Source organism: Klebsiella sp. BIGb0407 (assembly GCF_024807845.1).
In the GTDB taxonomy this organism is placed as follows: Bacteria; Pseudomonadota; Gammaproteobacteria; order Enterobacterales; family Enterobacteriaceae; genus JGM124.
Genome location: NZ_JANUEQ010000005.1, coordinates 234,370 through 258,121, shown reverse-complemented (window position 1 = coordinate 258,121; position 23,752 = coordinate 234,370). Strand labels below are relative to the sequence as shown.

Genomic DNA, 23,752 nt, shown 5'->3' with positions numbered 1-23,752 from the left:
CCTTATCCGGTAACGGAGAAGCACTGTTGCGCCTGAAAAATAGCAGGATTAATAATGAAAATTTTATCTGTTAAACGTACATCACTGGCATCGATGATTCTTATCGCGCTGGTAAGCCAGATTTCTCAAGCAGCAGACTCACTTGATAGTTCGGTAATAGTTGTCACCGCCCCCGCCAGCTCACCGCTGGAGATTACCACCTCACTGAAAACACCGCGTCAACCGGTTCCGGCAAGCGATGGCTCTGATTATCTTAAAACTATCCCCGGGTTTTCACAGATCCGTAATGGCGGCACAAATGGTGACCCGGTATTCCGCGGCATGTTTGGCTCCCGACTGCGTATTCTGACCAACAACGGCGAAATGCTCGGTGCCTGCCCGTCAAGAATGGATGCCCCTACTTCCTATATTTCACCGGAAAACTTTGATGTCCTGACCCTGACTAAAGGGCCACAAACCGTATTATGGGGCGCAGGCAACTCAGCGGGAACATTGCGCTTTGACCGCGAGACTCCACGCTTTGATAAACCGGGAATTAAGGGTACGGCCAGCGCTCTGACAGCCTCAAATCATCGTCGGGATACCAGTCTTGATACCAGCTTTGGTAATGAAAACGGCTATATCCGGCTTAGCGGAAATAAATCACGCTCTGATGATTATCGCGATGGTAATGACAAGCAGGTTCCTTCCAAATGGGATAAATGGAATAGTGATATCGCTATCGGCTGGACGCCTGGCGCAGATACACTGCTGGAATTAACCGCCGGTAAAGGCAATGGCGAAGCGCGTTATGCCGGACGTGGCATGGATGGCTCACAGTTTAAGCGTGACAGCTTAGGAATGCGTTTTGAGCAGTCCAATATCGGAGAAATTTTTGATAAATTCGAAGCCAGTGTTTATTACAACTACGCCAACCATATTATGGATAACCACTCGCTACGATCACCCTCAAGCATAATATCTTCCGGGGAAAGCCGCTGTAAGTGCGCCAGAGCCAAAGCGGCTCTGGCATCACAGTCTGGTGGAATGGCAATGCAGCTGGACCGCCGTACCCTGGGTGGACGTATGATGGGAACCTGGTTATGGTCTGACGTTGAGCTCCGTAGCGGTGTCGACCTGCAGGAAAATACCCACCGCAGTAAAAGCCATCGCGACTGGAAAAAAGATGCCCGCTTCCAGGATAAAGGTATTTTTAGTGAACTGACCTGGCATCAGAGCGAGCAAAATAAGCTTATCAGTGGCGCACGGCTTAACGCTATGCGGGCGGATAACTATAGCCATCCGGGATCCGCTGACCGTAGTGCAATTCTGCCTGCGGGCTTTATCCGCTTTGAGCATACTCCCCCGGGCATGCCCGTAATGTTCTATGCCGGTCTCGGGTATACAGAGCGTTTCCCTGACTACTGGGAACTCTTCTCGCCAAGCCTTGGTCCGCAGGGAACAAAAGATATCTTCGATACGCTCAAAAGTGAGAAAACGACTCAGATCGACCTCGGGGCGCAATATAATGGTGAGCAGGTTAACGGCTGGATTTCAGCTTATTTAGGGCGTGTGAATGATTTTATTCTGTTCCGTTACTCCCCGTCTAATGCCTCCATCAGTCAGGCGGATAACGTTAATGCCACTATTATGGGTGCTGAAACCGGGGTCAGTTATCAGCTAACCGATAACTGGAAAACAGATGCCAGTCTCGCCTGGTCATGGGGAAAAAATACCAGCGATAAGCAGGCGTTACCTCAAATCCCACCGCTGGAGACGCGTTTCGCCCTGACCTGGGAAAAGGGAAACTGGAGCAGTGCCGGCCTGTTAAGAGTCGTCAGTCATCAGAACCGTATTGCCCTTAATGAGGGTAACGTGGTCGGTAAAGATTTTAGTCGCAGTACAGGGTTCTCTGTGTTTTCCGCCAATGCCAGTTACCGGATTAATTCTGCCGTTAATCTGAGCACAGGGGTGGATAACCTGTTTAATAAAACATACAGTGAGCACCTTAATCTTGCGGGCAATAGCAGCTTTGGCTATTCAGCGAAGACATCCGTTAATGAACCTGGAAGAACCTTCTGGGGAAAAGTGAGCGTGACTTTTTAACCATGATAGTGATGGCCTGGATGGGCCATGATTTGAAAGCATAAAGATGAGGAAACCCTATGCTGCATAAACTTCAGACCCCGGAAGGTAAAAAATTCATCATGATCGTCGCCACGGTCTTCTTAATTGTCTTGTCCGTGATTTCAACTATCACCTTCGAAGGTGTAGTGGATCAGTACAACTTGCCGATGTCCGAATGGGAAACGTCACTGTTCTTTATTCAGGGTATGTGGACGTTTCTGTATAGCATCATCTTTACCATTCTGATCTCTATCCCGATAGGCATCCTGATGCTCGGGCCTAAAGAGTCTAACGGGTAAAACAAAACGGGCCGCAATAAGCGGCCCGTTTATGCGTCACCTGAGGTGATGCGGATTAGAAATCGGTGTGTGAGAAACCGGTCATTTCCTGTAATTCCATTTCACGGCCTAAGGCCGTCATTGGGTGCACAATGACCAGGCCACGAACACTTTTCTTAAGTTTACCCATATCCGCCTGCTCTTTCTTGGTAATCGCACGACGGTAAGGCAGCGCCTGTAATTTCTGCGCTTCTTTACTCAGCTTCTGGTTACGTACGGCATGCAGACGTGCAACTTCAATCTCAAGCGTGGCTTTTTCTTTTTCCAGTTCAGCGTATTTCTCGGCTTCGTTTACCAGAGACATATCCGCCTGCTGGTGACCAATAGCATCCAGACGATCGCTGAGGCGTTTAATTTCTGCTTTTTCGGCTTCTTTCATTTTGTCTTACCATGAATAAAAAGATATCTATGCAACAGGATACACTATCCAGCTGGATAGCGTGAATCGTCATACTCAAGTTGCCGGGATAGAGACTACTTCTGGAAGGCTTTTTTTAAGCTGATTTTTGAAATCAGCTCAGTAAGAGAAAGGACCATAGTAGAACGAACGACTTGTAAATAGCGCTGACGTTGCATTGCCAGCAGCGAGGGTTCACTGCTATCGATAAAATTTTCCGCTAACGGCAGAGCGGCGACACAATGGAGTTCACCGAAAGGTCCGAGAATTTCATCATCGACAAAACTGTATTCACTACCATCATGATTAAGCTCCTCACGAAGCGCCATCAGCAATTCGCAATCTTCATACTCATAACGACCCAGAACGCCCAGCCCGTAAATAAGCTTTAACCGCACCGACAGTTCACCCAATGGGCCATCACCATCCAGCAGGGGTTCAACAGCATATTTCACCGCATAGTCATCTTTGCGAAAGACCTTAAGTACCAGAATATTCACTGCTTCCGTCAGTAATTCGACGGTAGCAATCAATAAACTGCGTACTGTTTTACCCGCATTAAGACGCTCAAGCACATGATTCTCAAAGGCCTGGGTTTCTTCCATCTTTGCCTGCGTTACTAAAATTGGTATTGGGAACAGCCAGTGCTGTTCCCGTTATCTTGCTTAAGCCCGAGCCTGGTGTGCTTTAACCGCTTTGGCCACTACATCACTGTGAATATCCAGCCCGGAGAGTTCAGCAAGCGCAACCTTCACGCCCTTACTCTCCAGCAGCTCTTGTAACTGCTGAGCCTGTGGGTCTTGTTCACTCCGATAGTGCAGAGCTGCCGCAATGCCTTCAATCAGATTCTGATGAGGTAAGTTATATTCCAGCGTACCCAGCAACGGTTTAATCAAACGATCTCCGGCGCTCAATTTACGCAATGGCTGACGGCCCACACGTTCCACATCATCTTTCAGGTAGGGATTTTCAAACCGACCTAAAATCTTATTAATATATGCCGCATGTTTTGCTTCATCAAAACCATAACGCTTGATAAGAACAGCACCACTTTCTTCCATTGCCCCTTTCACCACCGCACGAATTTCTTCGTCCAGAATGGCGTCACGGATGGTCTGGCGGCCGGCCAGTTGACCGAGGTAGGCGGTTATAGCATGCCCGGTGTTCAACGTGAAGAGCTTACGCTCAACAAATGCCATAAGATTATCAGTGAGTTCCATGCCAGCGATAACCGGAGGCTGCCCTTTAAATTGCGTTTTATCGACAATCCACTCACTGAAGGTCTCGACGGTCACTTCTAATGGGTCGTTAGTCGCTGATTCAGAAGGGGGAACAATACGGTCAACGGCAGAATCAACAAAGCCAGTATGCTCCTCAACCCATGCCCAGTCATCAGTGGACAGAGCCAGTTTGACGTGTTCTTTCAACTGGCTGGTACCACGCACCATATTCTCGCAGGCGATAATATTAAGTGGCGTTTCGTTACCACGCGCCCGACGTAGCATCAGGCCTTGTGCCAGGGTTGGTGCAATACGCTCAAGGACTACTGGACCGACAGCGGTGGTAATTAAATCAACCTCAGCAATCAGTTCAACGACCTCTTCGCCAATACTGCTGACAGCATTCACGTTGGAGACAGTATCAATTTGCTGTTCTTCGCCGACGACATGCACCTGATAACTGTGACGAGCGTTGATAGCATCCAGCAAGACCGGGTTCACATCAGCAAACGTCAGCTGAAACCCTGCATCCGCAAGTAACTTCCCGATAAACCCGCGACCGATATTACCTGCACCAAAATGTAATGCTTTCATTGCGTTACCTTTTCTTAATGTGAGCCAACCCTCCCTGACTACAGGGAGGGTACAGAAGGCCTTACTTTTTACCTGCTAACAGGTCGAGAACTTCCTGAACATCGGTGGTATTCACCAGACGTTCTATTACTGATTCATCATCCAGAGCATTTGTCAGACTGGTAATAACTTGGATGTGTTCATTGTTACGCGCCGCGATACCGATAACCAGACGGGCAATGTCATCTGGCTCTTCACCAAAATGAACGCCTTGCGGGTACTGACAGAAAACGACACCTGTTTTCAGCACACGATCTTTCGCTTCGACGGTACCATGAGGAACCGCGATACCTTCGCCCAAATAGGTTGGGGTCAGTTTTTCACGTTCAAACATCGCATCGACATACTCAGGCTGAACATATCCGCCTTTCACCAGTTGCTCACCAGCAAAGCGAATTGCTTCTTCTTTGTTGCTCGCTTTTAAGCCAAGGAAGATATTTTCAGCACTCGGCTTGAACAGCTGATCTTCGCTGGCAACAAAGCTGTCGTCCAGACTTTCGATCACTTTATCCTGGTTACTACTTGAACGCTGAGCTGCCACTAAACGCTCAGTCAGATTGATATACAGGCCGCTATCGAGGAAGTTAGTCAGCGAGATATGCTGAGCATGAGGCGCCTGACGCATAGCGCGTTCGGTTAAGTCACGGTGCGTGATAACCAAGTCAACATCATCCGGCAAGCTGTTAATCGCACAGTTGGTCACGGAAATCGCTTTCAGGCCCGCATCACTGACTTTTTTACGCAGTACGCCGGCACCCATCGCACTGGAACCCATACCGGCGTCACAGGCAACAATGATTTTGCGTACATGACTGAAGTCATTCGACAGGTCAGCAACGACAACTGAAGCGCCTTTAGACTGTGCTTTCATGTCCTGCATACGACGCGCTGCCGCTTCTAAACTCTCTTCTTCTTCTTTCACTTTGCTGGTTTTCAGCAAGATAGCCGAAACAACGAAGGACACTACAGTTGCAGCCACAATCGACGCGATGTTAGCGAAATAAGCACCTTTTGGCGTCATCGCCAGTACCGCCAGAATAGAACCCGGGGAAGCAGGTGAAACCAGGCCACCATTAAACAGTGTCAAAGTGAAGACGCCAGTCATACCACCGAGAATTACCGCCAGCAGTAAACGTGGATTCATCAGCACGTAAGGGAAATAAATTTCGTGGATACCACCGAAGAATTCGATGATAGCCGCGCCGCCTGCAGACTGTCTTGCGTTACCACGACCAAAGAACATATACGCCAGCAGAACACCTAAACCCGGGCCTGGGTTAGCTTCAATCAGGAAGAAGATAGACTTGCCCAGTTCATGCGACTGTTGAATACCCAGTGGCGAGAAAATACCGTGGTTAATAGCATTATTCAGGAACAGAATTTTTGCTGGCTCAACAAAAATAGAGGCCAGCGGCAGCATGTCATGAACAACCATGAAGTTAACGCCTGCTGCCAGTACTTTAGACAGGACTTCAACCGCAGGGCCAATGCCAAGGAATGCCAGAATAGCCAGGATCATACCAATGATACCGGCGGAGAAGTTGTTCACCAGCATTTCAAAGCCGGATTTAATTTTACCGTCAACCCAGCTATCGAAGTGCTTAATTGCCCAGCCGCCCAGAGGACCTGCAATCATCGCACCCAGGAACATCGGCATATCTGCACCGACGATAACACCCATAGTGGTGATAGTACCGACTACACCACCACGGTCACCGCCAATCAAACGACCACCGGTATAACCGATAAGTAGTGGCAGTAGATAAGTGATCATCGGGCCTACCAGCTTCGCCAGTTCTTCGTTTGGCCACCAACCGGTAGGAATAAATAACGCAGTGATAATCCCCCAGGCGATAAACGCCCCAATGTTTGGCATTACCATATTGCTGAGGAAACGACCAAAGCTCTGCACTTTGATCTTGATATCAGATGACATATTCATACCCCTTAGTGGTGTTACGCGCTGAAAAGCAGCCCGAGGTTTATTGTTAACGTGCCGACAGCAGGTCAGCCAGATGCAGTAAATGACGCGAATCTGGCACCGAATTGCGTCGCTGTCCAGCCAGCACCCCATTATGTGATATATGTCACCAACACCATGGGGGTTAATGGGTCAACTTAGTGATTTACATCACAAAACAGACCTGTAAAAAAACAACAGAGACACTTTATTGACCACCACACCAACCTTTATGTGATATATGTCACATTTTGCATCACGACCTTTGTTATTATTATGTGATACTGATCACAATATATTTGCGTATTAATCAAGCAAACAAATTAAAAACCTATCCGTTATCAGCAATAACGCATAGGAAAGAGATCAATTGAAAGTTTATTACAGCAAAAATAGAGGCCTCTTTTTAAGTGTAGTTTACCTGGCAACTCAACGAAGCAGAAAACGTCGACTCCTTGTACAATCAATCTTATCTCCCTTTTAATTACCTGAGTAATATGACAACAACTCAAACACTTTTTAGTAGCATACCCGCGACTAACCGTCTGCTGTCTGATGCTGCCTTCCAACCTCTTCTCGAAGAGTTTGGCCACACGCGGGTTGTCGCGGTACTTCGAAAGTTACAAGAAGAAGCTCGAGCACATATCAATCGTGAGGGCCAATTACCCGAATGGTCTGATAACTGGAGCCATCAGGTTCAGGACACGCTTGTCACTCATCACCGCAGTACGCTACGCCAGGTATTTAACCTGACGGGTACCGTTCTGCACACCAATCTGGGGCGTGCATTGCTGTCAGAAGAGGCAGTGAAAGCCGTCAATGAAGTGATGAGTTCCGCTATCACGCTGGAGTATTCACTGGATGCCGCCGAGCGTGGTCATCGTGACCAGACGGTCGCCGCTTTGTTATGCGAAATCACCGGAGCAGAAGCCGCCTGCGTGGTTAATAACAATGCTGCAGCAGTACTGCTGATGCTGGCGGCTTGCGCTGAGGGTAAAGAGGTTGTTGTTTCCCGCGGTGAACTGGTTGAAATAGGCGGGGCGTTCCGTATTCCCGATGTAATGCGTCAGGCCGGCTGTCAGCTTGTTGAAGTGGGTACCACCAACCGTACCCATTTAAGCGATTATCATCATGCTACAGGCGATAATACGGCCTTGCTGATGAAGGTTCATACCAGTAATTATCATATCGAAGGCTTTACTCACGCGGTCAGTGAAGCAGACCTGGTGAAGCTTGCCAATGAGTCGGGTATTCCAGTAGTGACTGATCTTGGGAGTGGCTCCCTGGTGGACTTAACCCAGTGGGGACTGCCTCAGGAACCGATGCCGCAGCAACTTATCAAAGACGGTGTCAGCCTGGTCAGTTTTTCCGGAGATAAACTTCTGGGCGGCCCGCAGGCGGGGATTATTGTCGGTAAAAAAAGCTATATTGACCGTATTCAACAGCATCCATTAAAACGTGCACTGCGAGTAGATAAAATGACGCTGGCAGCGCTGGAAGCGACCTTACGGCTTTATCAGCACCCGGAAAATCTGGCTAAGCGCTTACCGACATTGCGTCTACTTACCCGTACAGCCGAAGAAATCTCAGCCCAGGCAGCACGATTACAGCCGCTGTTTGCTCAGCGTTTTGGCGCGCAGTTTACCGTCAGCGTTGATCTCTGTTTGTCGCAGATAGGCAGTGGTTCTTTGCCAGTCGACAGGCTGCCCAGTGCAGCACTCACCTTCCAGCCAAAAGATGGTCGAGGCTCTACCCTTGCGGCTCTCAGTCAGACACTGCGTGAGTTAGAGTATCCGATTATTGGCCGGGTCGCCGACGGGCGCCTGTGGCTCGATTTACGCTGCCTGGAACAAGAAGCGTTATTACTGGAGACTATAGCCCTGTGATTATTGCCACCGCCGGACATGTTGACCACGGTAAAACTACCCTGCTGCAAGCTCTGACAGGCATCAATGCCGATCGCCTGCCTGAAGAGAAAAAGCGGGGTATGACTATCGATTTAGGCTACGCCTACTGGCCACAGCCTGACGGGCGGATTATTGGCTTTATTGACGTTCCCGGACATGAAAAGTTTCTCGCCAATATGCTGGCCGGTGTGGGGGGTATTGACCATGCATTACTGGTAGTTGCCTGTGATGACGGCGTCATGGCGCAAACTCGTGAACACCTGACGTTACTGCAACTGACCAGCCAGCCGACTGTTACGGTGGTACTCACCAAAGCCGATAAAGTCAGCGCAGAGCGTATTGAAGAAGTCCGCGCAGAGATCAGTATTCTGTTAGAAGGGCAAGAAACTGCGCCAGTGTTTGTAACAGCTGCTACCACAGAAAGCGGGATCCCGGAATTGCGTCAGCATATCCGGCAGCTCGGTGAACGACCTCACCCTTACCGCCATCGCTTTCGTTTAGCCATTGACCGAGCCTTTACCGTAAAAGGAGCGGGTCTGGTGGTTACCGGAACCGCATTGAGCGGCGAGGTCAACGTCGGCGACAGCTTATGGTTAACCGGGGCAGACCAACCGATGCGAGTGCGCGGGTTACATGCCCAAAACCAGCAAACATCTTCTGCCCGCGCCGGGCAACGCATCGCTCTGAATATCAGCGGTAGTGCGGAGAAAACCGATATCACTCGCGGTGACTGGTTACTCAGTGAGCCGCCCCGTCTGCCCGTGGAACGGGTGATTGTTGAGTTAGACTGCCTTGCTCCGCTTTCACAGTGGCAGCCCTTACATATCCATCACGCTGCCCGCCATATCACAGGCCGTATCTCACTGCTTGAAGGAGCGCTTGCTGAACTGGTACTGGATACCCCACTTTGGCTGGCAGAAAATGATCGCCTGGTACTGCGTGATATCAGTGCCCGTACCACTCTTGCTGGAGCACGAGCGCTGTTGCTGCATGCCCCACGACGGGGTAAAAGACAGCCTGCTTTTCTTCACTGGCTAACAACGCTCAATGCAGCAGAAACCGATGAGCAAACTCTCAATGCTCAGCTGGCGCGCAGCGCCGTGATACTGGATGATTTTGCCTGGGCACGTCAGCTTACTCCTTCGGGCTTACAACAGTTGACTGATAAGTCAGACTATTTTCAGGCCGGAAATCAATTACTCAGTCAGGAAATGGCAAGCCGCTGGCAGCAAAAATTACTGGATACCCTGGCCCGCTATCACCAGCAGCATGATGACCAGCCAGGCCCCGGACGTGAACGCCTGCGACGTATGGCACTACCGTCAGAAGATGAAGGACTGGTACTGGCCCTGATTGAGCAGCTGCGCTCTACAAAACAAGTTATTAACCACCAGGGCTGGCTACACCTTCCCGGCTATGAACCCAAGTTCTCGGTAGAGCAGCAGGCGCTGTGGAATAAAGTCTGTCTTTTGCTGGGGGAACAAGCATGGTGGGTACGTGACCTGGCGAAAGCCACAGGTGCCGACGATAACGCGATGCGCCAGCTATTACGCTTTGCCGCCCGGCAAGGCGAAGTGATCGCCTTTGTGAAAGATCGTTATTATCGTCACGATCAGATCAAAAAATTTGCCAGCCTGATCCGCGAACGCGATCAGGATCAAGGGGCGACCAGTGCCGCTGATTTCCGTGACAGTCTGGGAGTGGGACGTAAACTGGCGATTCAGATTCTGGAATATTTCGACAAGGAAGGCTTTACCCGCCGTCTCGGTAATAAGCATGTGTTGCGCGATAGTTCATTGTTTATGCAGGATTAATATATACCCTAAATAATTCGCGTTATAGGACAAAACGTTTACGTTTTGAACAACGCAAAGCGTTGGCCCGTAAGGGCGAGGCTCATTTATGAGTCTCGTAACGCGGCAAGTAAACGAATCCCGATGAGCGAACTCCAGTAAGTGATTCGGGTGAGTGAACGTAGCCAACGCACCTATAACTTGAATTATGACGGGTACAAGCGCTGAGGGTGGGTATAAACCGTTGCCCGCCCGCTGCGACTAAAGCCCACCAGGGTGAGATTACTCTGCCTGGCAATCTCAATTGCCAGCGCCGTGGTCGCCGACACCGCAAACAGGATCTCCACCCCACACATCACCGATTTCTGGACCATTTCATAGCTGGCACGGCTGGATACCAGCATTGCCCCTTGCTGCCACTGTTGCTGAGAACGTACACCCAGCATTTTATCCAGCGCTACATGACGACCGATATCTTCACAGCCGCCCAGTATTTCACCCTGGTTATTCAGCCATAGGGCCACATGCGTGCAGCCCGTCAGATCACCCACAGGCTGATACTGACGCATTTTACTTAGCGCCTGATCGAGGGCCGCCAGAGAGAAACGCTGAGTAAAGGGTAACTGAGGCAGAGGCCGGCCAATATCATTGAGTTGCTCAACACCACAGATACCGCACCCGGTACGCCCGGTCAGGTTACGGCGACGTTCTTTTAGTCCCATAAAGCGACGACTGGAGAGTTCGACCTGCACTTCGATACCCTGACAATGTGACACAACATCAATTCCGAGAATATCGCGCGGACTATCAATAATTCCCTCTGAAAGAGAGAAGCCAAGGGCAAATGCCTCAAGGTTTTTCGGCGAGGCCATCATTACCACATGAGAAATACCGTTATATACCAGTGCGATAGGAATTTCTTCAGCCACTTCATCCTGCACTTCATGTTGCAGATCATTACGCTGCCAGCAGTCAATTTTTAAGTGCCCTGTGCTATTTCTCATATTTTCTTGTGGATAAGCATCGGTACTTTTCATTTTTTTACCTTAAATCGAAAACAGCCACAGTGTCAGTATGGTATTATCCCGCTAATCCACAAAGGATAGAAGGTCATTGTCTCTTTGCCAACGGTATATTGCAGACCGCCTTCCTCAATCTCAGCCTTAGAAAAATACGTTTCCAGATCCATTTTATCGTCATTCAGACGTTTTTTAACCACAGGGTTTCATTATCAGCCCTGAGGGGTTCTCCACAACCCTAATTTATTCGTCATATAAAATTGTCGTACAAGGAGTAATCTATGCAAGTCAGCAGAAGACAGTTCTTTAAGATCTGTGCTGGCGGTATGGCAGGAACCACGGCAGCAGCACTCGGCTTTGCCCCGGGCGCAGCACTTGCGGAAACCAGACAGTACAAACTACTGAGAACCCGTGAGACGCGTAATACCTGTACATACTGTTCTGTAGGATGTGGGCTATTGATGTATAGCCTCGGTGATGGCGCAAAAAATGCCAAATCCTCCATCTTTCATATCGAAGGCGACGCAGATCACCCGGTAAACCGCGGTGCATTGTGTCCGAAAGGAGCCGGTCTGGTGGACTTTATCCACTCTGAAAGCCGCCTGAAATACCCTTCATATCGCGCACCTGGCTCTAAAGAATGGCAACAAATCGGTTGGGATGACGCCTTTGACCGCATCGCAAAACTGATGAAAGAAGACCGTGACGCTAACTTCATTGCCACCAATGAACAAGGTACCACCGTCAATCGCTGGTTAACCACCGGGATGCTTTGCGCTTCCGCTGCCAGCAACGAAACCGGCTATTTAAGCCAGAAATTTTCCCGCGCTCTCGGCATGCTTGCCGTAGATAATCAGGCGCGTGTCTGACACGGACCAACGGTAGCAAGTCTTGCTCCAACATTTGGTCGCGGTGCGATGACCAACCACTGGGTTGATATTAAAAATGCCAACCTGATCGTGGTGATGGGTGGTAATGCGGCAGAAGCGCATCCGGTGGGATTCCGCTGGGCGATGGAAGCCAAAATCCATAACGGTGCCAAATTAATCGTTATCGATCCCCGTTTCACCAGAACAGCCTCGGTTGCTGATTTTTACACGCCTATTCGTTCCGGGACTGACATTGCTTTCCTGTCAGGCGTTTTGTTGTATCTGATAAACAACAATAAATTTAACCGTGAATATGTTGAAGCCTATACCAACGCCAACCTGATTGTGCGTGAAGATTACGGCTTTGATGACGGCCTGTTTACCGGTTATGACGCAGAAAATCGCAAATACGATAAAACCACCTGGTTCTATGAACTGGATGAAGAAGGCTTCGCCAAGCGCGACCTGACGCTCCAGCACCCTCGTTGTGTCTGGAATTTGCTGAAACAGCATATTTCTCGTTATACACCTGAGGTCGTAACCGATATTTGTGGTACACCGAAAGAAGACTTCCTGCAAGTCTGCCAGTATCTTGCCGAAACCTGCGTTGGCGATAAAACCGCCTCGTTCCTCTACGCCCTGGGCTGGACCCAGCACTCGGTTGGCGCGCAAAATATTCGTACCATGGCGATGATCCAACTGTTACTCGGAAATATGGGTATGGCAGGCGGTGGCGTTAACGCCCTGCGCGGTCACTCCAATATTCAGGGGCTGACTGACCTCGGCCTGCTCTCTACCAGCCTGCCGGGTTATCTCAACCTGCCAAGTGAAAAACAGCCTGATTTAGCCAGCTATATGGCGGCTAATACGCCAAAAACACTGTTAAAAGGCCAGGTAAACTACTGGAGTAATTACCCGAAATTCTTTGTTTCGTTGATGAAATCCTTCTACGGGGATAAAGCCACGAAAGAGAATGACTGGGGTTATGACCTGTTACCTAAGTGGGACAAAGCCTACGACGTCCTGCAATATTTCGAGATGATGAAGCAAGGTAAAGTGAATGGCTATATCTGCCAGGGCTTTAACCCGGTTGCGTCGTTCCCGAATAAAAACAAAGTCATCGCTTCGCTTTCTAAACTGAAGTTCCTGGTCACGGTCGATCCGCTGAATACCGAAACATCGAACTTCTGGCAGAACCACGGCGAGTTCAACGATGTCGACCCGACCACAATCCAGACCGAAGTGTTCCGTTTACCTTCAGGTTGCTTCGCTGAAGAGAACGGCTCAATAGTTAACTCTTCGCGCTGGTTACAGTGGCACTGGAAAGGTGCTGATGCCCCGGGTGAAGCACTGAGTGATGGTGCCATTCTTTCCGGTATCTTCTCACGTTTGCGTACTATGTATGCCAGTGAAGGCGGTACCACACCTGAACAGGTTCTCAGTATGTCATGGGACTACCTGACGCCGGATGACCCTGAACCAGAACAAGTGGCGATGGAGAATAATGGCCGGGCACTTGCCGACCTTATCGACCCGACAACCGGTGCCGTTACCCTGAAAAAAGGCCAGCAACTCAGCTCATTTGCACAACTGCGTGATGACGGTACCACCGCCAGCGGTTGCTGGATATTTGCCGGTAGCTGGACGCAGGACGGTAATCAGATGGCCAGACGCGATAACGCGGATCCATCCGGTCTGGGTAATACGCTGGGCTGGGCCTGGGCATGGCCTCTCAACCGTCGCATTCTCTATAACCGTGCCTCGGCTGACCCGGCGGGTAATCCGTGGGATGAAAAACGTCGTTTGATCTCCTGGGATGGCGCTAAGTGGGCGGGTATTGATGTGCCGGACTACAGTAATGCTGCACCAGACACGGGTGTCGGTCCGTTTATCATGCAACCAGAAGGTCTGGGGCGTCTGTTTGCTCTCGACAAGATGGCTGAAGGTCCGTTCCCTGAACACTACGAACCTTTTGAAACCCCACTGGGCACCAACCCACTGCACCCGAACGTGGTATCTAACCCGGCCGCACGCGTCTTTAAAGACGACCTGGCCGAGATGGGCACGCACGAGAAATTCCCGTACGTCGGTACCACTTATCGCCTGACAGAGCATTTCCACTACTGGACTAAACATGCCCTGTTAAATGCCATTGCCCAGCCACAGCAATTTATCGAAATCGGTGAAAAGCTGGCGAATAAACTGGGTATTGCTCACGGCGATACGGTGAAAGTGTCTTCTAACCGCGGCTTTATTAAAGCCAAAGCGGTGGTGACGAAACGTATCCGTACTCTGGATGTGCATGGTCAGAAGGTCGATACCATTGGTATTCCGATTCACTGGGGTTATGAAGGTGTGGCTAAAAAAGGATTTATTGCCAATACCTTAACGCCATTTGTCGGTGACGCTAATACGCAAACGCCAGAGTTTAAGGCGTTTCTGGTTAATGTGGAAAAGGTGTAACGGAGACGAATTATGGCTTATCAATCTCAGGACATCATCCGTCGTTCCGCGACCAACGGCTTCACACCCGCGCCTCAGGCGCGGGATCACCAGCATGAAGTCGCCAAGCTTATTGATGTGACAACCTGTATCGGCTGCAAAGCCTGTCAGGTTGCGTGCTCAGAGTGGAATGACATCCGCGATGAAGTGGGAACTAACGTCGGAGTCTATGACAACCCGGCAGATTTAACCGCTAAGTCGTGGACGGTTATGCGTTTTTCTGAAGTCGAGCAGAATGACAAACTGGAGTGGCTTATCCGTAAGGATGGCTGCATGCACTGTGCCGATCCGGGCTGTCTGAAAGCTTGTCCGTCAGAAGGAGCGATTATTCAATATGCCAACGGTATCGTCGATTTCCAGTCCGAGCAATGTATTGGCTGCGGCTACTGCATTGCGGGCTGTCCGTTCAACGTACCGCGCATGAACCCTGACGACAACCGGGTCTATAAATGCACATTGTGTGTAGACCGTGTGGTTGTCGGCCAGGAGCCTGCCTGTGTGAAAACCTGTCCAACCGGTGCGATTCATTTCGGCACCAAAGAGGACATGAAAGACCTGGCGGGTGAGCGTGTGGCAGAGCTGAAAACGCGTGGCTATGACAATGCGGGTCTCTACGATCCTGAAGGTGTTGGAGGTACACATGTGATGTATGTTCTGCATCATGCGGACAATCCGACGCTTTATCATGGTTTACCGAAAGATCCGGCCATTAGCCCGACCGTGGAGTTCTGGAAAGGCATCTGGAAGCCGCTGGCCGCAGTAGGCTTCGCTGTCACCTTTGCCGCCAGTATCTTCCACTACGTAGGAGTTGGCCCGAACCGTGCCGAGAAAGAGGACGAAGAAGAAGCCGACAAACCTGATGCTAAGCAGCACCATGATGATGAGGTGCAGAAATGAAGAAAGAAGTGAAAATTCAGCGCTACAGTGCGCCCGAGCGTATTAACCACTGGGTAACCGCCTTCTGCTTTATTCTGGCAGCCGTGAGTGGGCTGGGATTCTTTTTCCCTTCCTTCAACTGGCTGATGCATATTCTCGGAACGCCGCAGCTGGCACGTATTCTCCACCCGTTTGTCGGGGTGGTGATGTTCGCGTCATTTATCATTATGTTCTTCCGCTACTGGCACCATAACTTGATTAACAAAGAAGACATCGTATGGGCAAAAAATATCCATAAGATTGTCGTTAATGAGGAAGTGGGTGACACCGGGCGCTATAACTTCGGTCAGAAATGCGTATTCTGGGCGGCGATTATCTTCCTGGTATTACTGCTGGTCAGTGGGGTTATCATCTGGCGTCCCTATTTCGCGCCTTCATTCCCGATCCCGCTTATCCGCATTGCGTTATTGGTACATTCACTTGCTGCGGTAGCGTTAATTGTGGTTATTATGGTGCATGTTTACGCCGCTTTGTGGGTAAAGGGAACCATCACTGCCATGGTAGAAGGATGGGTGACCTCAACCTGGGCCAAAAAACACCATCCGCGCTGGTATCGTGAATTGCGCCAGAAACAGGATAAATCATCTGAATGAGTATTCGCATAATCCCGCAAGACAGGCTGGAAAAACGCGAGAAACATGCGGTGGATGCTATTCCACCGCTGTTGTTTCCCAGACTAAAAAATCTCTACAATCGCCGCGCTGAACGTCTGCGCGAGCTGGCGACCAATAATCCATTAGGCGACTATCTGCGTTTTGCAGCGCTGATAGCCCATGCCCAGGAAGTGGTGCTTTATGACCACCCGCTGGAAATGGATATGACGGCACTGATTGAGCAGTCAGCCAGGACCGGTAAGCCACCGCTGGATCTGCATATTCTGCCGCGCGATGCGCACTGGCAGCGTCTGCTACTGTCACTGATTGCTGAGCTGAAACCAGAAATGAGTGGCCAGGCATTAGCCGTGATTGAAAATCTCGAAAAAGCGTCTTCCACGGAACTGGAAGAGATGGCGACAGCCTTGCTAAATACCGAGTTTTCTAAAGTCGGTAGTGATAAAGCCCCCTTTATTTGGGCAGCGCTGTCGCTCTACTGGGCACAAATGGCTAGCCTGATACCAGGTAAAGCCACCGCCGAATACGGTGAACAACGTCAGTTCTGTCCGGTTTGTGGCTCCATACCGGTTTCCAGTATGGTGCATATCGGTACCAACAATGCGCTGCGCTACTTGCACTGCAACCTGTGCGAGACGGAATGGCATGTCGTGCGCATTAAATGCAGCAACTGCGAACAAACACGTGACCTGAACTACTGGTCGCTGGACAGCGAACAATCGGCTATCAAAGCCGAGAGCTGCGGCGACTGTGGTACCTACCTGAAGATTTTCTATCAGGAAAAAGATGCCAGCGTCGAAGCTGTCGCCGATGATTTGGCGTCATTAGTGCTGGATGCTCGTATGGAACAAGAAGGTTTTGCCCGTAGCAGCATTAACCCGTTCTTATTCCCGGGTGATCACGAATAATACCAATAAGCAGCACTGTTTCAGGTGCTGCTCTTCTCTCCCCTGTTTTAATTGTTTTCTAAAATACTCTGTTCTTGCTCAGGTGTAGAATTCTATCCATTGATTACCAGCGCTCATAAATAAAAAATATACCTCCAGGGAAGAGATTTTTATGAAAATAAATACCTGTCATGATGACTATTATAATATAAAAGAATTCAGTAGCTTATTTGCCGAAACAATACCTGTGGAAACTATCGAATCATTAAAAAAATCTGCCTCTAAAGGTAATCTTCGCAGTATTGAGTTATTAAATAATCTCGCACTGCGGCCTGATGAATCTGGCAGACTGGCAGAAAAATACCTGTTCGATATGTTCTGTGGAACAATACCTACCGACTATAAATCGGGTGTAGTACAAGATATTCAGGATTCCGCCCTGATGCTATATCAGCTGTCAGCTAACAATAAAATGGCAAATAATACTGATATGTACAAGCTACATACACCCTCAAAATTACTGTATATGGCAGGTGCTGCGGCTGATACGGGCGAAAGATTATCTCTGTCACGTATTTTTGCTCAACGTCACGATGCCTATTCTCAGTATGAACAAGTCGATGATATTGATCTCTGGAACCCAGCCCGTATGCTATCTACCGACGAAGTGAATGCCGCTATCAAGTCTTATACCCGCCTCTACAATACACCTGAGGTAAATTTCCCTATCGGCCTTATCCATCCTGACAGTCATGAAAATATGCTGTCACAACAGATTAGCGATCAGAGCAGACACGACCCCTTTCTCGAACAACCTGAGTTTTTCCCCGTCAATACCGGCGAACACTGGGTAACCTTTGGCCTGTATAAGTCTGATAATGGGCAACCTAAGGCTGTTATCTGTAATACCTGGGATCCCTTAAGCCCTGAAACTAAACAACAGCTCAGTGACGCAGCCTATCTTGCAGGTGTAACAGACTCTGGCAATATTCTGTTTCTGGAACAGAACATCCAGGAACATATCCCTAATGGCTGCGGGATACTGACTGTCGAAGCGATGAGGCGGTTGATGGAAAATAATTTCCGAACGCCAGATGAGGTACTGGAGAACTTTTTAGCTTCTTTTACTCAGACGCCAATTGCAGAACAAGAGCGTTATAACCTGGAAAATCGTTACCGAATCTATGCCGAAACCTATCTTCAGTAGCTCACTCCTGCTTCTGAAGCTGAAAACAAGCCAGATAAAGTGCTGTCGCCCAGGCAAATCGTTGACAAAAATCGTTCAAAACTGACAAAATTGTCTTAAAACACACCATTTCCGGACGACTCAGTTTGTGTTTATGCTGTTTTTTAAGATAATTTAGAGTTAAATTCTGGCTATTTTCTCGCACAATGATTGGGACTATTCAGGAAACTCGGTATAATGCGCACCGCCTCCATGTAGCAATGCAGGCGCGGAAGATCGTCGTCTCTGGTGAGGCGGTTGGATTTCAAATCCAGTGGGCGCCGCCAGCGGTGCCGGGCAGGTTCGACTCCTGTGATCTTCCGCCAATTTTTCTCTTCTCTCGCCCGTAGCCATCCAGCATCATCTCCCTGAATCGCAAAAGTCCGATATAATAAACAATAGACAAGACTTATCGTTGCTTATCCGCCTGTGGGCAACCCAAACATCCCAGGAATACCTGATCAAAGGTTTTGTTATGGACGATGACTGGCTTAAAAGAGGCCTGAGGGAAGAAGGACATCGCAACTTTGCTACAGTGGAAAACGGAGCCTAAAAAGTAGCTCAGAGTGCCCCGAACCCCACAAACACATCTACGATTTCCACCAGCGTTATCAAGAAGTCTTCCGCTACGCTACATTAGCCGGGAAGATTTGAATTTTTTAATCTAGTATTTGAAAGTATATTAATGCAATAGTGTTTTATGTGAAAAGTGATTGATAATGAGTGATCTAAGAGTAATTTTAATCTTTCTGAGTGCCATCATTGTCAGCTCAGCATGCATAAGATGTCTTCCTAAAAAAATACCGTCTCCACTGATTCAAATTGCAATTGGTTATGCCATTGCTATGGCGGGTGGTAGTGGGGTAAAACTAGACCCGAATTTATTCATGTTTTTATTTCTGCCTCCTTTATTGTTTTGGGATGCCTGGCAAATACAGAAGCGTGGTTTTTTTGAGAATATTCGATCCATATTAAGCCTTGCTATGGGTTTAGTGGTGTTTACGGTATTTGGTCTTGGTTTCCTGCTACATTGGCTTATTCCTGTTATTCCGTTACCCGCTGCATTTGCACTGGCGGCTATTTTATCGCCAACCGACCCGGTTGCCATTACTGCCATAACGCGTAACGTGCCTTTGCCTAAGCGCCTGATGCATATTTTAGAAGGAGAAGCTCTGCTCAATGATGCATCTGGTTTAGTATGTATGCGCTTTGCGATTACTGCGATTGCAACCAGTACCTTTTCACTGGAGTCTGCAGTATTTGAATTTAGCTGGTTGGTCTTTGCAGGTATTATCATTGGCGTATCTCTGTCATATATAGCCAACGGCTTATACCACTTTGTAAATAATCGCTTAAGCGAAGATGCCAGCAGTCATATTCTTTTTAGTTTGCTGATTCCATTTGCGGCCTATTATTTGGCTGAGAAAGTCGATGGTTCAGGCGTGCTTGCCGTTGTTTCGGCAGGTATTGTGATGAGTCGCTGGGAATTGTCTCATCTCAGCAAACCTACCACGCAATTAAGACGCCTTTCAGTATGGAAATTGATTCAATTCACACTAAATGCTGCGATGTTTATTTTGTTGGGAGAGCAATTGCCGGCTATCTTTAATCAGGCATCCAGGCTGGTTGAAATGACAGGGCATCTCAGCTCCTATTGGTTGATCATGTATTCGCTGCTGGTCGTGGTAGGCTTGATTGTTATCCGTTTTATCTGGGTTGGCGCAGTACTTCTGATTGTGCGTAAACCCCAGCCAATGCGTATCGTGGTACTGACAGCATTATCTGGCGTTCGTGGGTCGATTACACTCGCAGGTGTATTATCGATACCTTTAGTATTAAGCAATGGCGAAAACTTTCCTGCACGAGACCTCATTGTTTTTATTGCCGCAACGGTCATTATTTTATCATTGCTTGTAGCAAGCGTTTCACTACCTATTGTGCTCAGAGGTTTAAAGCTAAGTCTTAAAAAAAATGCTGTCGATCAAGAGTGGCAAGTACGAGAAAAAGCAATTATTGCTGCTCTGAATGTTATTAATGTACTTAAAGAAAAAGCAACAACGGATGAATTATCAGACGTTGATAAAATCGCAAACAGTATTGCCGTTATTTATACCAATCGTTTAAATAACGCCAGAGATGTAAACGATTTTAAAATCGAATTGGGGCAGGCAAATATCAATTTGAAGATAGAGCGTGAAATATGGCTTGCGACACTTTTAGCTGAACGTCATGTCATCTAGGCTGAAGTACGGAATAACAATTTGCCAGATGATGTAGCACGTGACTTGCTACATGAATTGGATTTGCTGCAAGAACGCTGGAGAATGTGATGTTCTGACTTTGTCTCTGTTTGCCGCTCATGGCGGCAACTCTTAAAGACGCATGAAGCTGGCGGCGGATACTGATGTGCTGCACAGCTTCATAAGCGCGGATAGCGTCCCTGGCAGACTGATTCATTTCCCATTATTTCAGGTCAGATAAATTGCGTATTTCCTGTATTTCTTCCGACTCAGGACTATCACAAAGCGCTATTTTTCAGAAAGATATGTATTGCTTTACCAGCCGCAGACGTTTGTTTCTTCATCAGAATCGTAACCACGCACGATATTAACCAAGTTTTTCACCGCATCGGCGGCAATAGCCGGATCGTTTAACTCAGCAAGAGAGTCAAACTCTTTATCAACAGACACTCCGTTATTTTTGTTAGTCACTGTCAGTATAAAGTGTTTATCACCTATGCCTATGCCCGGCAGGTCATTGATTAAATCAGAAACGGCACTGGCAGCGACATCCGGAACATAAAAAGCCATTGGTTTAAGATAAATTTTCTCTCTTTTTATCTTACTGCTGCAATTTAATATCGATAATACATAACCTTTATTTTCGCTTTCCATTGTATATACCTTAACCCTCTATCAGAATTGCTGGATCGACATAAAAATCAACGTTAAATACCGTGTCGTCAGATAACGCTTCAATTCTGTGCCAACATTCAGGTGGAAATACACCGAACTGTCCTGCCTTGATAATTAACGTTTCAATAGGCTCAGGACTTGTCTCATCAGCATATCCGTAGTAACAAATAGCACCTTGCATCACACTCAAACGTGGGTAAACGCCCTGCCGTGTACCCGTATCGAGATGTCGTTGCCAAATTGATGCGGGCGCAGTGACATTCGTCCAGAAAGGCGTAGTCCGTGTATGAACATAATTAGTGGGTATGACAATCAATTCCATCTCTTCTCCCGATTTCCCATGCTATCGTGCCGGTCCAGTATCGCTGCTGAGAAAAGTAGGGTGTCTATGCTTTCGTTTCACCTTTCCGAACCCAGTCGTTAACTTTTTACATTTAACGATTAATCAGCAGAGGCAAGGGCGGAGCCTTCTTTAATCTTTCGGTGGTAAGCCTGGTGCCGCGGGAGCCAGTGATTGCTGATAAATATGAAGAGCGAACGCGATATCGTACAATGGCACTTAAAAGATTTGAAAAACTAAAAATATATTATAAATACATCTTAAATGATTTTGCCATGACCCTTTGTTGGTAGGTGCTATTTTCATAACCTTTTTGTTTAACGTCTCAATACCCGACCACAGGATGCAGGCACGTCAAAAGTGCCCGCACGCTAATTTTCCTTTTCCTGATTCAAATAACGTCAATCTGATAATGTCACATATCTTTCACCCAGACGCTCACACTGCCAGCATTGCATATGAATTGCGCATTCCCTGCTTCATCGCAGGTTATTGTTTCCGGGCAATGTTCAAGTAAGTCACGCCACGTTGTACCCGCAAGCGCCTCACCCAGTGCGATATCTTTTTCTCCCGCTTCGCCGTTAGATAAGACCACTACGCAGCCAGGCAATTCTGCCGTTCCGCTGCGGCTGAACGCCACGCAGTTTGGGTGATCAAAGTATTCAGTCTGTATGCCATGCGCGTAAAGCTGACGGGCGCGGATGAGCTTTTCAAGTTCCGGTATTACCGGCATATCGATATGTTGCTCTTCCCCATTGTCACCGCTGTCCGAGTAATTAGCACCGAACAAATCAGGATAAAAGACCGTCGGTACGCCTTCTTCACGAAGCAGTATCATTGCGTAGGCCAGAGGTTTAAACCATGTCTCAACGGGAGCTTCCAGAGACTGAAGGGGCTGTGTGTCGTGGTTGTCGACAAGCGTTACCGCATGGAATGGCGAACGCTCCACCAACGTGTTTTCAAAAATTTTGCTGAGATCGTAGTCCGCGCCTGCTTTAGAAGCCTGATGAAAATTCAGGTGCAGGGGCGCGTCAAATAGCATTGTTTGCCCTTCAACCTGATCAATATACTGAATCAGCGTGTCGATTTCGAAAGACCAGTACTCTGCCACAATGAATTGAGTTTCATCCGCTACCTCCTGAATATGCTCAATCCACTCCTTATAAAACCATGCGGGTATATGTTTTACGGCATCGAGACGAAATCCGGTACAGGGCACTTCCTGCATCAACCAGCGTCCCCAGTATTTAAGCTCCTCGAAAACGGCCCGGTTGCGGAAATCAATATTAGCCCCCATAAGGTAGTCAAAGTTGCCAAGTTCACCGTCGACCTGATCGCTCCAGCCATCCTGCGTATAGTCATTTATTATCTTGAAAACGCCGTTTTCATCGGGGTTTTCAATATGATCGACACCACTGAAGCATTTATGATCCCAGATAAACTCAGAATACTGTCCCGCCCTTTCGGGAAAGGTAAAACGAGTCCATGCTTCGCACCCAATCTCTTGCAAGTCAATTTCGTCGCGGTTGTCAGGATTAACACGGTTAACGCTGACCGCTTCTTTCTCATCGGCACCTGTCTTATGGTTCAGAACAATATCCATAAGCACGCCCACATTGTTTTCACGGAGGGCATTTACTGCTGATAATAACTGCGCTTTGTCGCCGTATTTGGTCGCCCGGCTTCCTTTCTGCTCAAATTCTCCAAGATCGAATAAATCATAACTATCATACCCGACCGAATAGCCGCCGCTGCTGCCCTTGTACGCGGGTGGGAGCCAGACCATATTGATACCAATTTCAGCCAGCCATTGAGCCCGTTCAGTTACCTCAGGCCAGAGTTTTCCGCCCTCAGGGTAATACCAGTGAAAAAACTGTAACAACGTTGGGTTGGGCATAACGACACTCCGAAATAACGGGTTGAGTATTCAAGTATGGAACAGGTTTTTAAGAATGTACTGGCGGGTAAATAATATTCAGCTTGAGCAAACAACGAGTGGGGAGTTGATACCGGGTGGGAAATATCCTATGACTGATAAATAATAGCGAGGTCTGATTCTTTACTTCTGTTAAGCATAGTAAGTAAAGAATCAGA

18 protein-coding genes and 1 tRNA gene are annotated in these 23,752 nt (G+C 48.3%); 11 read left to right on the top strand and 8 right to left on the bottom strand.

The window, feature by feature from the left end:
* Positions 1 to 54 precede the first annotated feature (54 nt).
* Together M2387_RS16410 and M2387_RS16405 are read left to right on the top strand one after the other, a co-directional pair.
* The gene (locus M2387_RS16410) at positions 55 to 2,085 is read left to right on the top strand and encodes a TonB-dependent copper receptor (protein WP_409040074.1); all 2,031 of its coding nucleotides are present in this window, start codon (positions 55 to 57) and stop codon (positions 2,083 to 2,085) included.
* Between the two features lie 59 nt (positions 2,086 to 2,144).
* Complete coding sequence (locus M2387_RS16405) at positions 2,145 to 2,405, top strand: DUF2534 family protein (protein ID WP_259050940.1); 261 nt, start codon at positions 2,145 to 2,147, stop codon at positions 2,403 to 2,405.
* A 55-nt stretch (positions 2,406 to 2,460) separates the two neighbouring features.
* On the opposite strand, the gene M2387_RS16400 is transcribed toward M2387_RS16405, so the two are convergent.
* The 4 genes from M2387_RS16400 to M2387_RS16385 form a co-directional block, all read right to left on the bottom strand.
* Complete coding sequence (locus M2387_RS16400; protein ID WP_259050939.1) at positions 2,461 to 2,823, bottom strand: YibL family ribosome-associated protein; 363 nt, start codon at positions 2,821 to 2,823, stop codon at positions 2,461 to 2,463.
* Positions 2,824 to 2,918: 95 nt separating this feature from the next.
* Entirely contained in the window at positions 2,919 to 3,446 is a 528-nt protein-coding gene (locus M2387_RS16395) for an MltR family transcriptional regulator (protein ID WP_259050938.1), read from the bottom strand.
* 60 nt (positions 3,447 to 3,506) lie between these two features.
* The gene (gene mtlD / locus M2387_RS16390; RefSeq protein WP_259050936.1) at positions 3,507 to 4,655 is read right to left on the bottom strand and encodes a mannitol-1-phosphate 5-dehydrogenase; all 1,149 of its coding nucleotides are present in this window, start codon (positions 4,653 to 4,655) and stop codon (positions 3,507 to 3,509) included.
* A gap of 61 nt (positions 4,656 to 4,716) precedes the next feature.
* Positions 4,717 to 6,630, bottom strand: a complete 1,914-nt coding sequence (locus M2387_RS16385; protein ID WP_259050935.1) for a PTS mannitol transporter subunit IICBA — start codon at positions 6,628 to 6,630, stop codon at positions 4,717 to 4,719.
* Between the two features lie 521 nt (positions 6,631 to 7,151).
* Between M2387_RS16385 and selA the strand changes: the two genes are divergently transcribed.
* On the top strand, positions 7,152 to 8,540 hold the full coding sequence (selA, locus tag M2387_RS16380) for an L-seryl-tRNA(Sec) selenium transferase (protein ID WP_259050934.1): 1,389 nt from the start codon (positions 7,152 to 7,154) through the stop codon (positions 8,538 to 8,540).
* Entirely contained in the window at positions 8,537 to 10,375 is a 1,839-nt protein-coding gene (selB, locus tag M2387_RS16375; RefSeq protein WP_259050933.1) for a selenocysteine-specific translation elongation factor, read from the top strand. The genes selA and selB overlap by 4 nt, the downstream gene beginning before the upstream one ends.
* A gap of 185 nt (positions 10,376 to 10,560) precedes the next feature.
* Here selB and fdhD read toward each other — a convergent pair whose 3' ends face one another.
* The gene (gene fdhD, locus M2387_RS16370; protein ID WP_259050932.1) at positions 10,561 to 11,391 is read right to left on the bottom strand and encodes a formate dehydrogenase accessory sulfurtransferase FdhD; all 831 of its coding nucleotides are present in this window, start codon (positions 11,389 to 11,391) and stop codon (positions 10,561 to 10,563) included.
* A gap of 263 nt (positions 11,392 to 11,654) precedes the next feature.
* Here fdhD and fdnG point away from each other — a divergent pair, with 263 nt between their 5' ends.
* The 7 genes from fdnG (at position 11,655) to M2387_RS16330 (ending at position 20,643) form a co-directional block, all read left to right on the top strand.
* On the top strand, positions 11,655 to 14,705 hold the full coding sequence (gene fdnG / locus M2387_RS16365) for a formate dehydrogenase-N subunit alpha (protein WP_259050931.1): 3,051 nt from the start codon (positions 11,655 to 11,657) through the stop codon (positions 14,703 to 14,705).
* A gap of 12 nt (positions 14,706 to 14,717) precedes the next feature.
* Positions 14,718 to 15,641 (top strand): formate dehydrogenase subunit beta, encoded by a 924-nt coding sequence (gene fdxH / locus M2387_RS16360; RefSeq protein WP_259050930.1) that lies wholly within the window; start codon positions 14,718 to 14,720, stop codon positions 15,639 to 15,641.
* Complete coding sequence (gene fdoI / locus M2387_RS16355) at positions 15,638 to 16,273, top strand: formate dehydrogenase cytochrome b556 subunit (protein ID WP_259050928.1); 636 nt, start codon at positions 15,638 to 15,640, stop codon at positions 16,271 to 16,273. Before fdxH ends, fdoI begins: the two co-directional genes overlap by 4 nt.
* Positions 16,270 to 17,199 carry a formate dehydrogenase accessory protein FdhE gene (gene fdhE / locus M2387_RS16350; protein ID WP_259050927.1) on the top strand — a complete coding sequence of 310 codons (930 nt, stop codon included), beginning with the start codon at positions 16,270 to 16,272 and terminating at the stop codon, positions 17,197 to 17,199. Before fdoI ends, fdhE begins: the two co-directional genes overlap by 4 nt.
* Positions 17,200 to 17,350: 151 nt before the next feature.
* Complete coding sequence (locus M2387_RS16345; protein ID WP_259050926.1) at positions 17,351 to 18,385, top strand: ElaD/SseL family deubiquitinase; 1,035 nt, start codon at positions 17,351 to 17,353, stop codon at positions 18,383 to 18,385.
* Between the two features lie 249 nt (positions 18,386 to 18,634).
* Positions 18,635 to 18,729: transfer RNA gene (locus tag M2387_RS16340), tRNA-Sec, on the top strand.
* 393 nt (positions 18,730 to 19,122) lie between these two features.
* The gene (locus M2387_RS16330) at positions 19,123 to 20,643 is read left to right on the top strand and encodes a Na+/H+ antiporter (protein ID WP_259050925.1); all 1,521 of its coding nucleotides are present in this window, start codon (positions 19,123 to 19,125) and stop codon (positions 20,641 to 20,643) included.
* Positions 20,644 to 20,958: 315 nt separating this feature from the next.
* Here M2387_RS16330 and M2387_RS16325 read toward each other — a convergent pair whose 3' ends face one another.
* The 3 genes from M2387_RS16325 to amyA form a co-directional block, all read right to left on the bottom strand.
* On the bottom strand, positions 20,959 to 21,297 hold the full coding sequence (locus tag M2387_RS16325) for a DUF1869 domain-containing protein (RefSeq protein WP_259050924.1): 339 nt from the start codon (positions 21,295 to 21,297) through the stop codon (positions 20,959 to 20,961).
* Positions 21,298 to 21,307: 10 nt separating this feature from the next.
* A complete protein-coding gene (locus M2387_RS16320) occupies positions 21,308 to 21,640 on the bottom strand; it encodes a DUF1971 domain-containing protein (protein WP_259050923.1) in 333 nt (110 codons plus the stop codon).
* A 433-nt stretch (positions 21,641 to 22,073) separates the two neighbouring features.
* On the bottom strand, positions 22,074 to 23,555 hold the full coding sequence (gene amyA, locus M2387_RS16315; protein ID WP_259050922.1) for an alpha-amylase: 1,482 nt from the start codon (positions 23,553 to 23,555) through the stop codon (positions 22,074 to 22,076).
* Positions 23,556 to 23,752 lie beyond the last annotated feature (197 nt).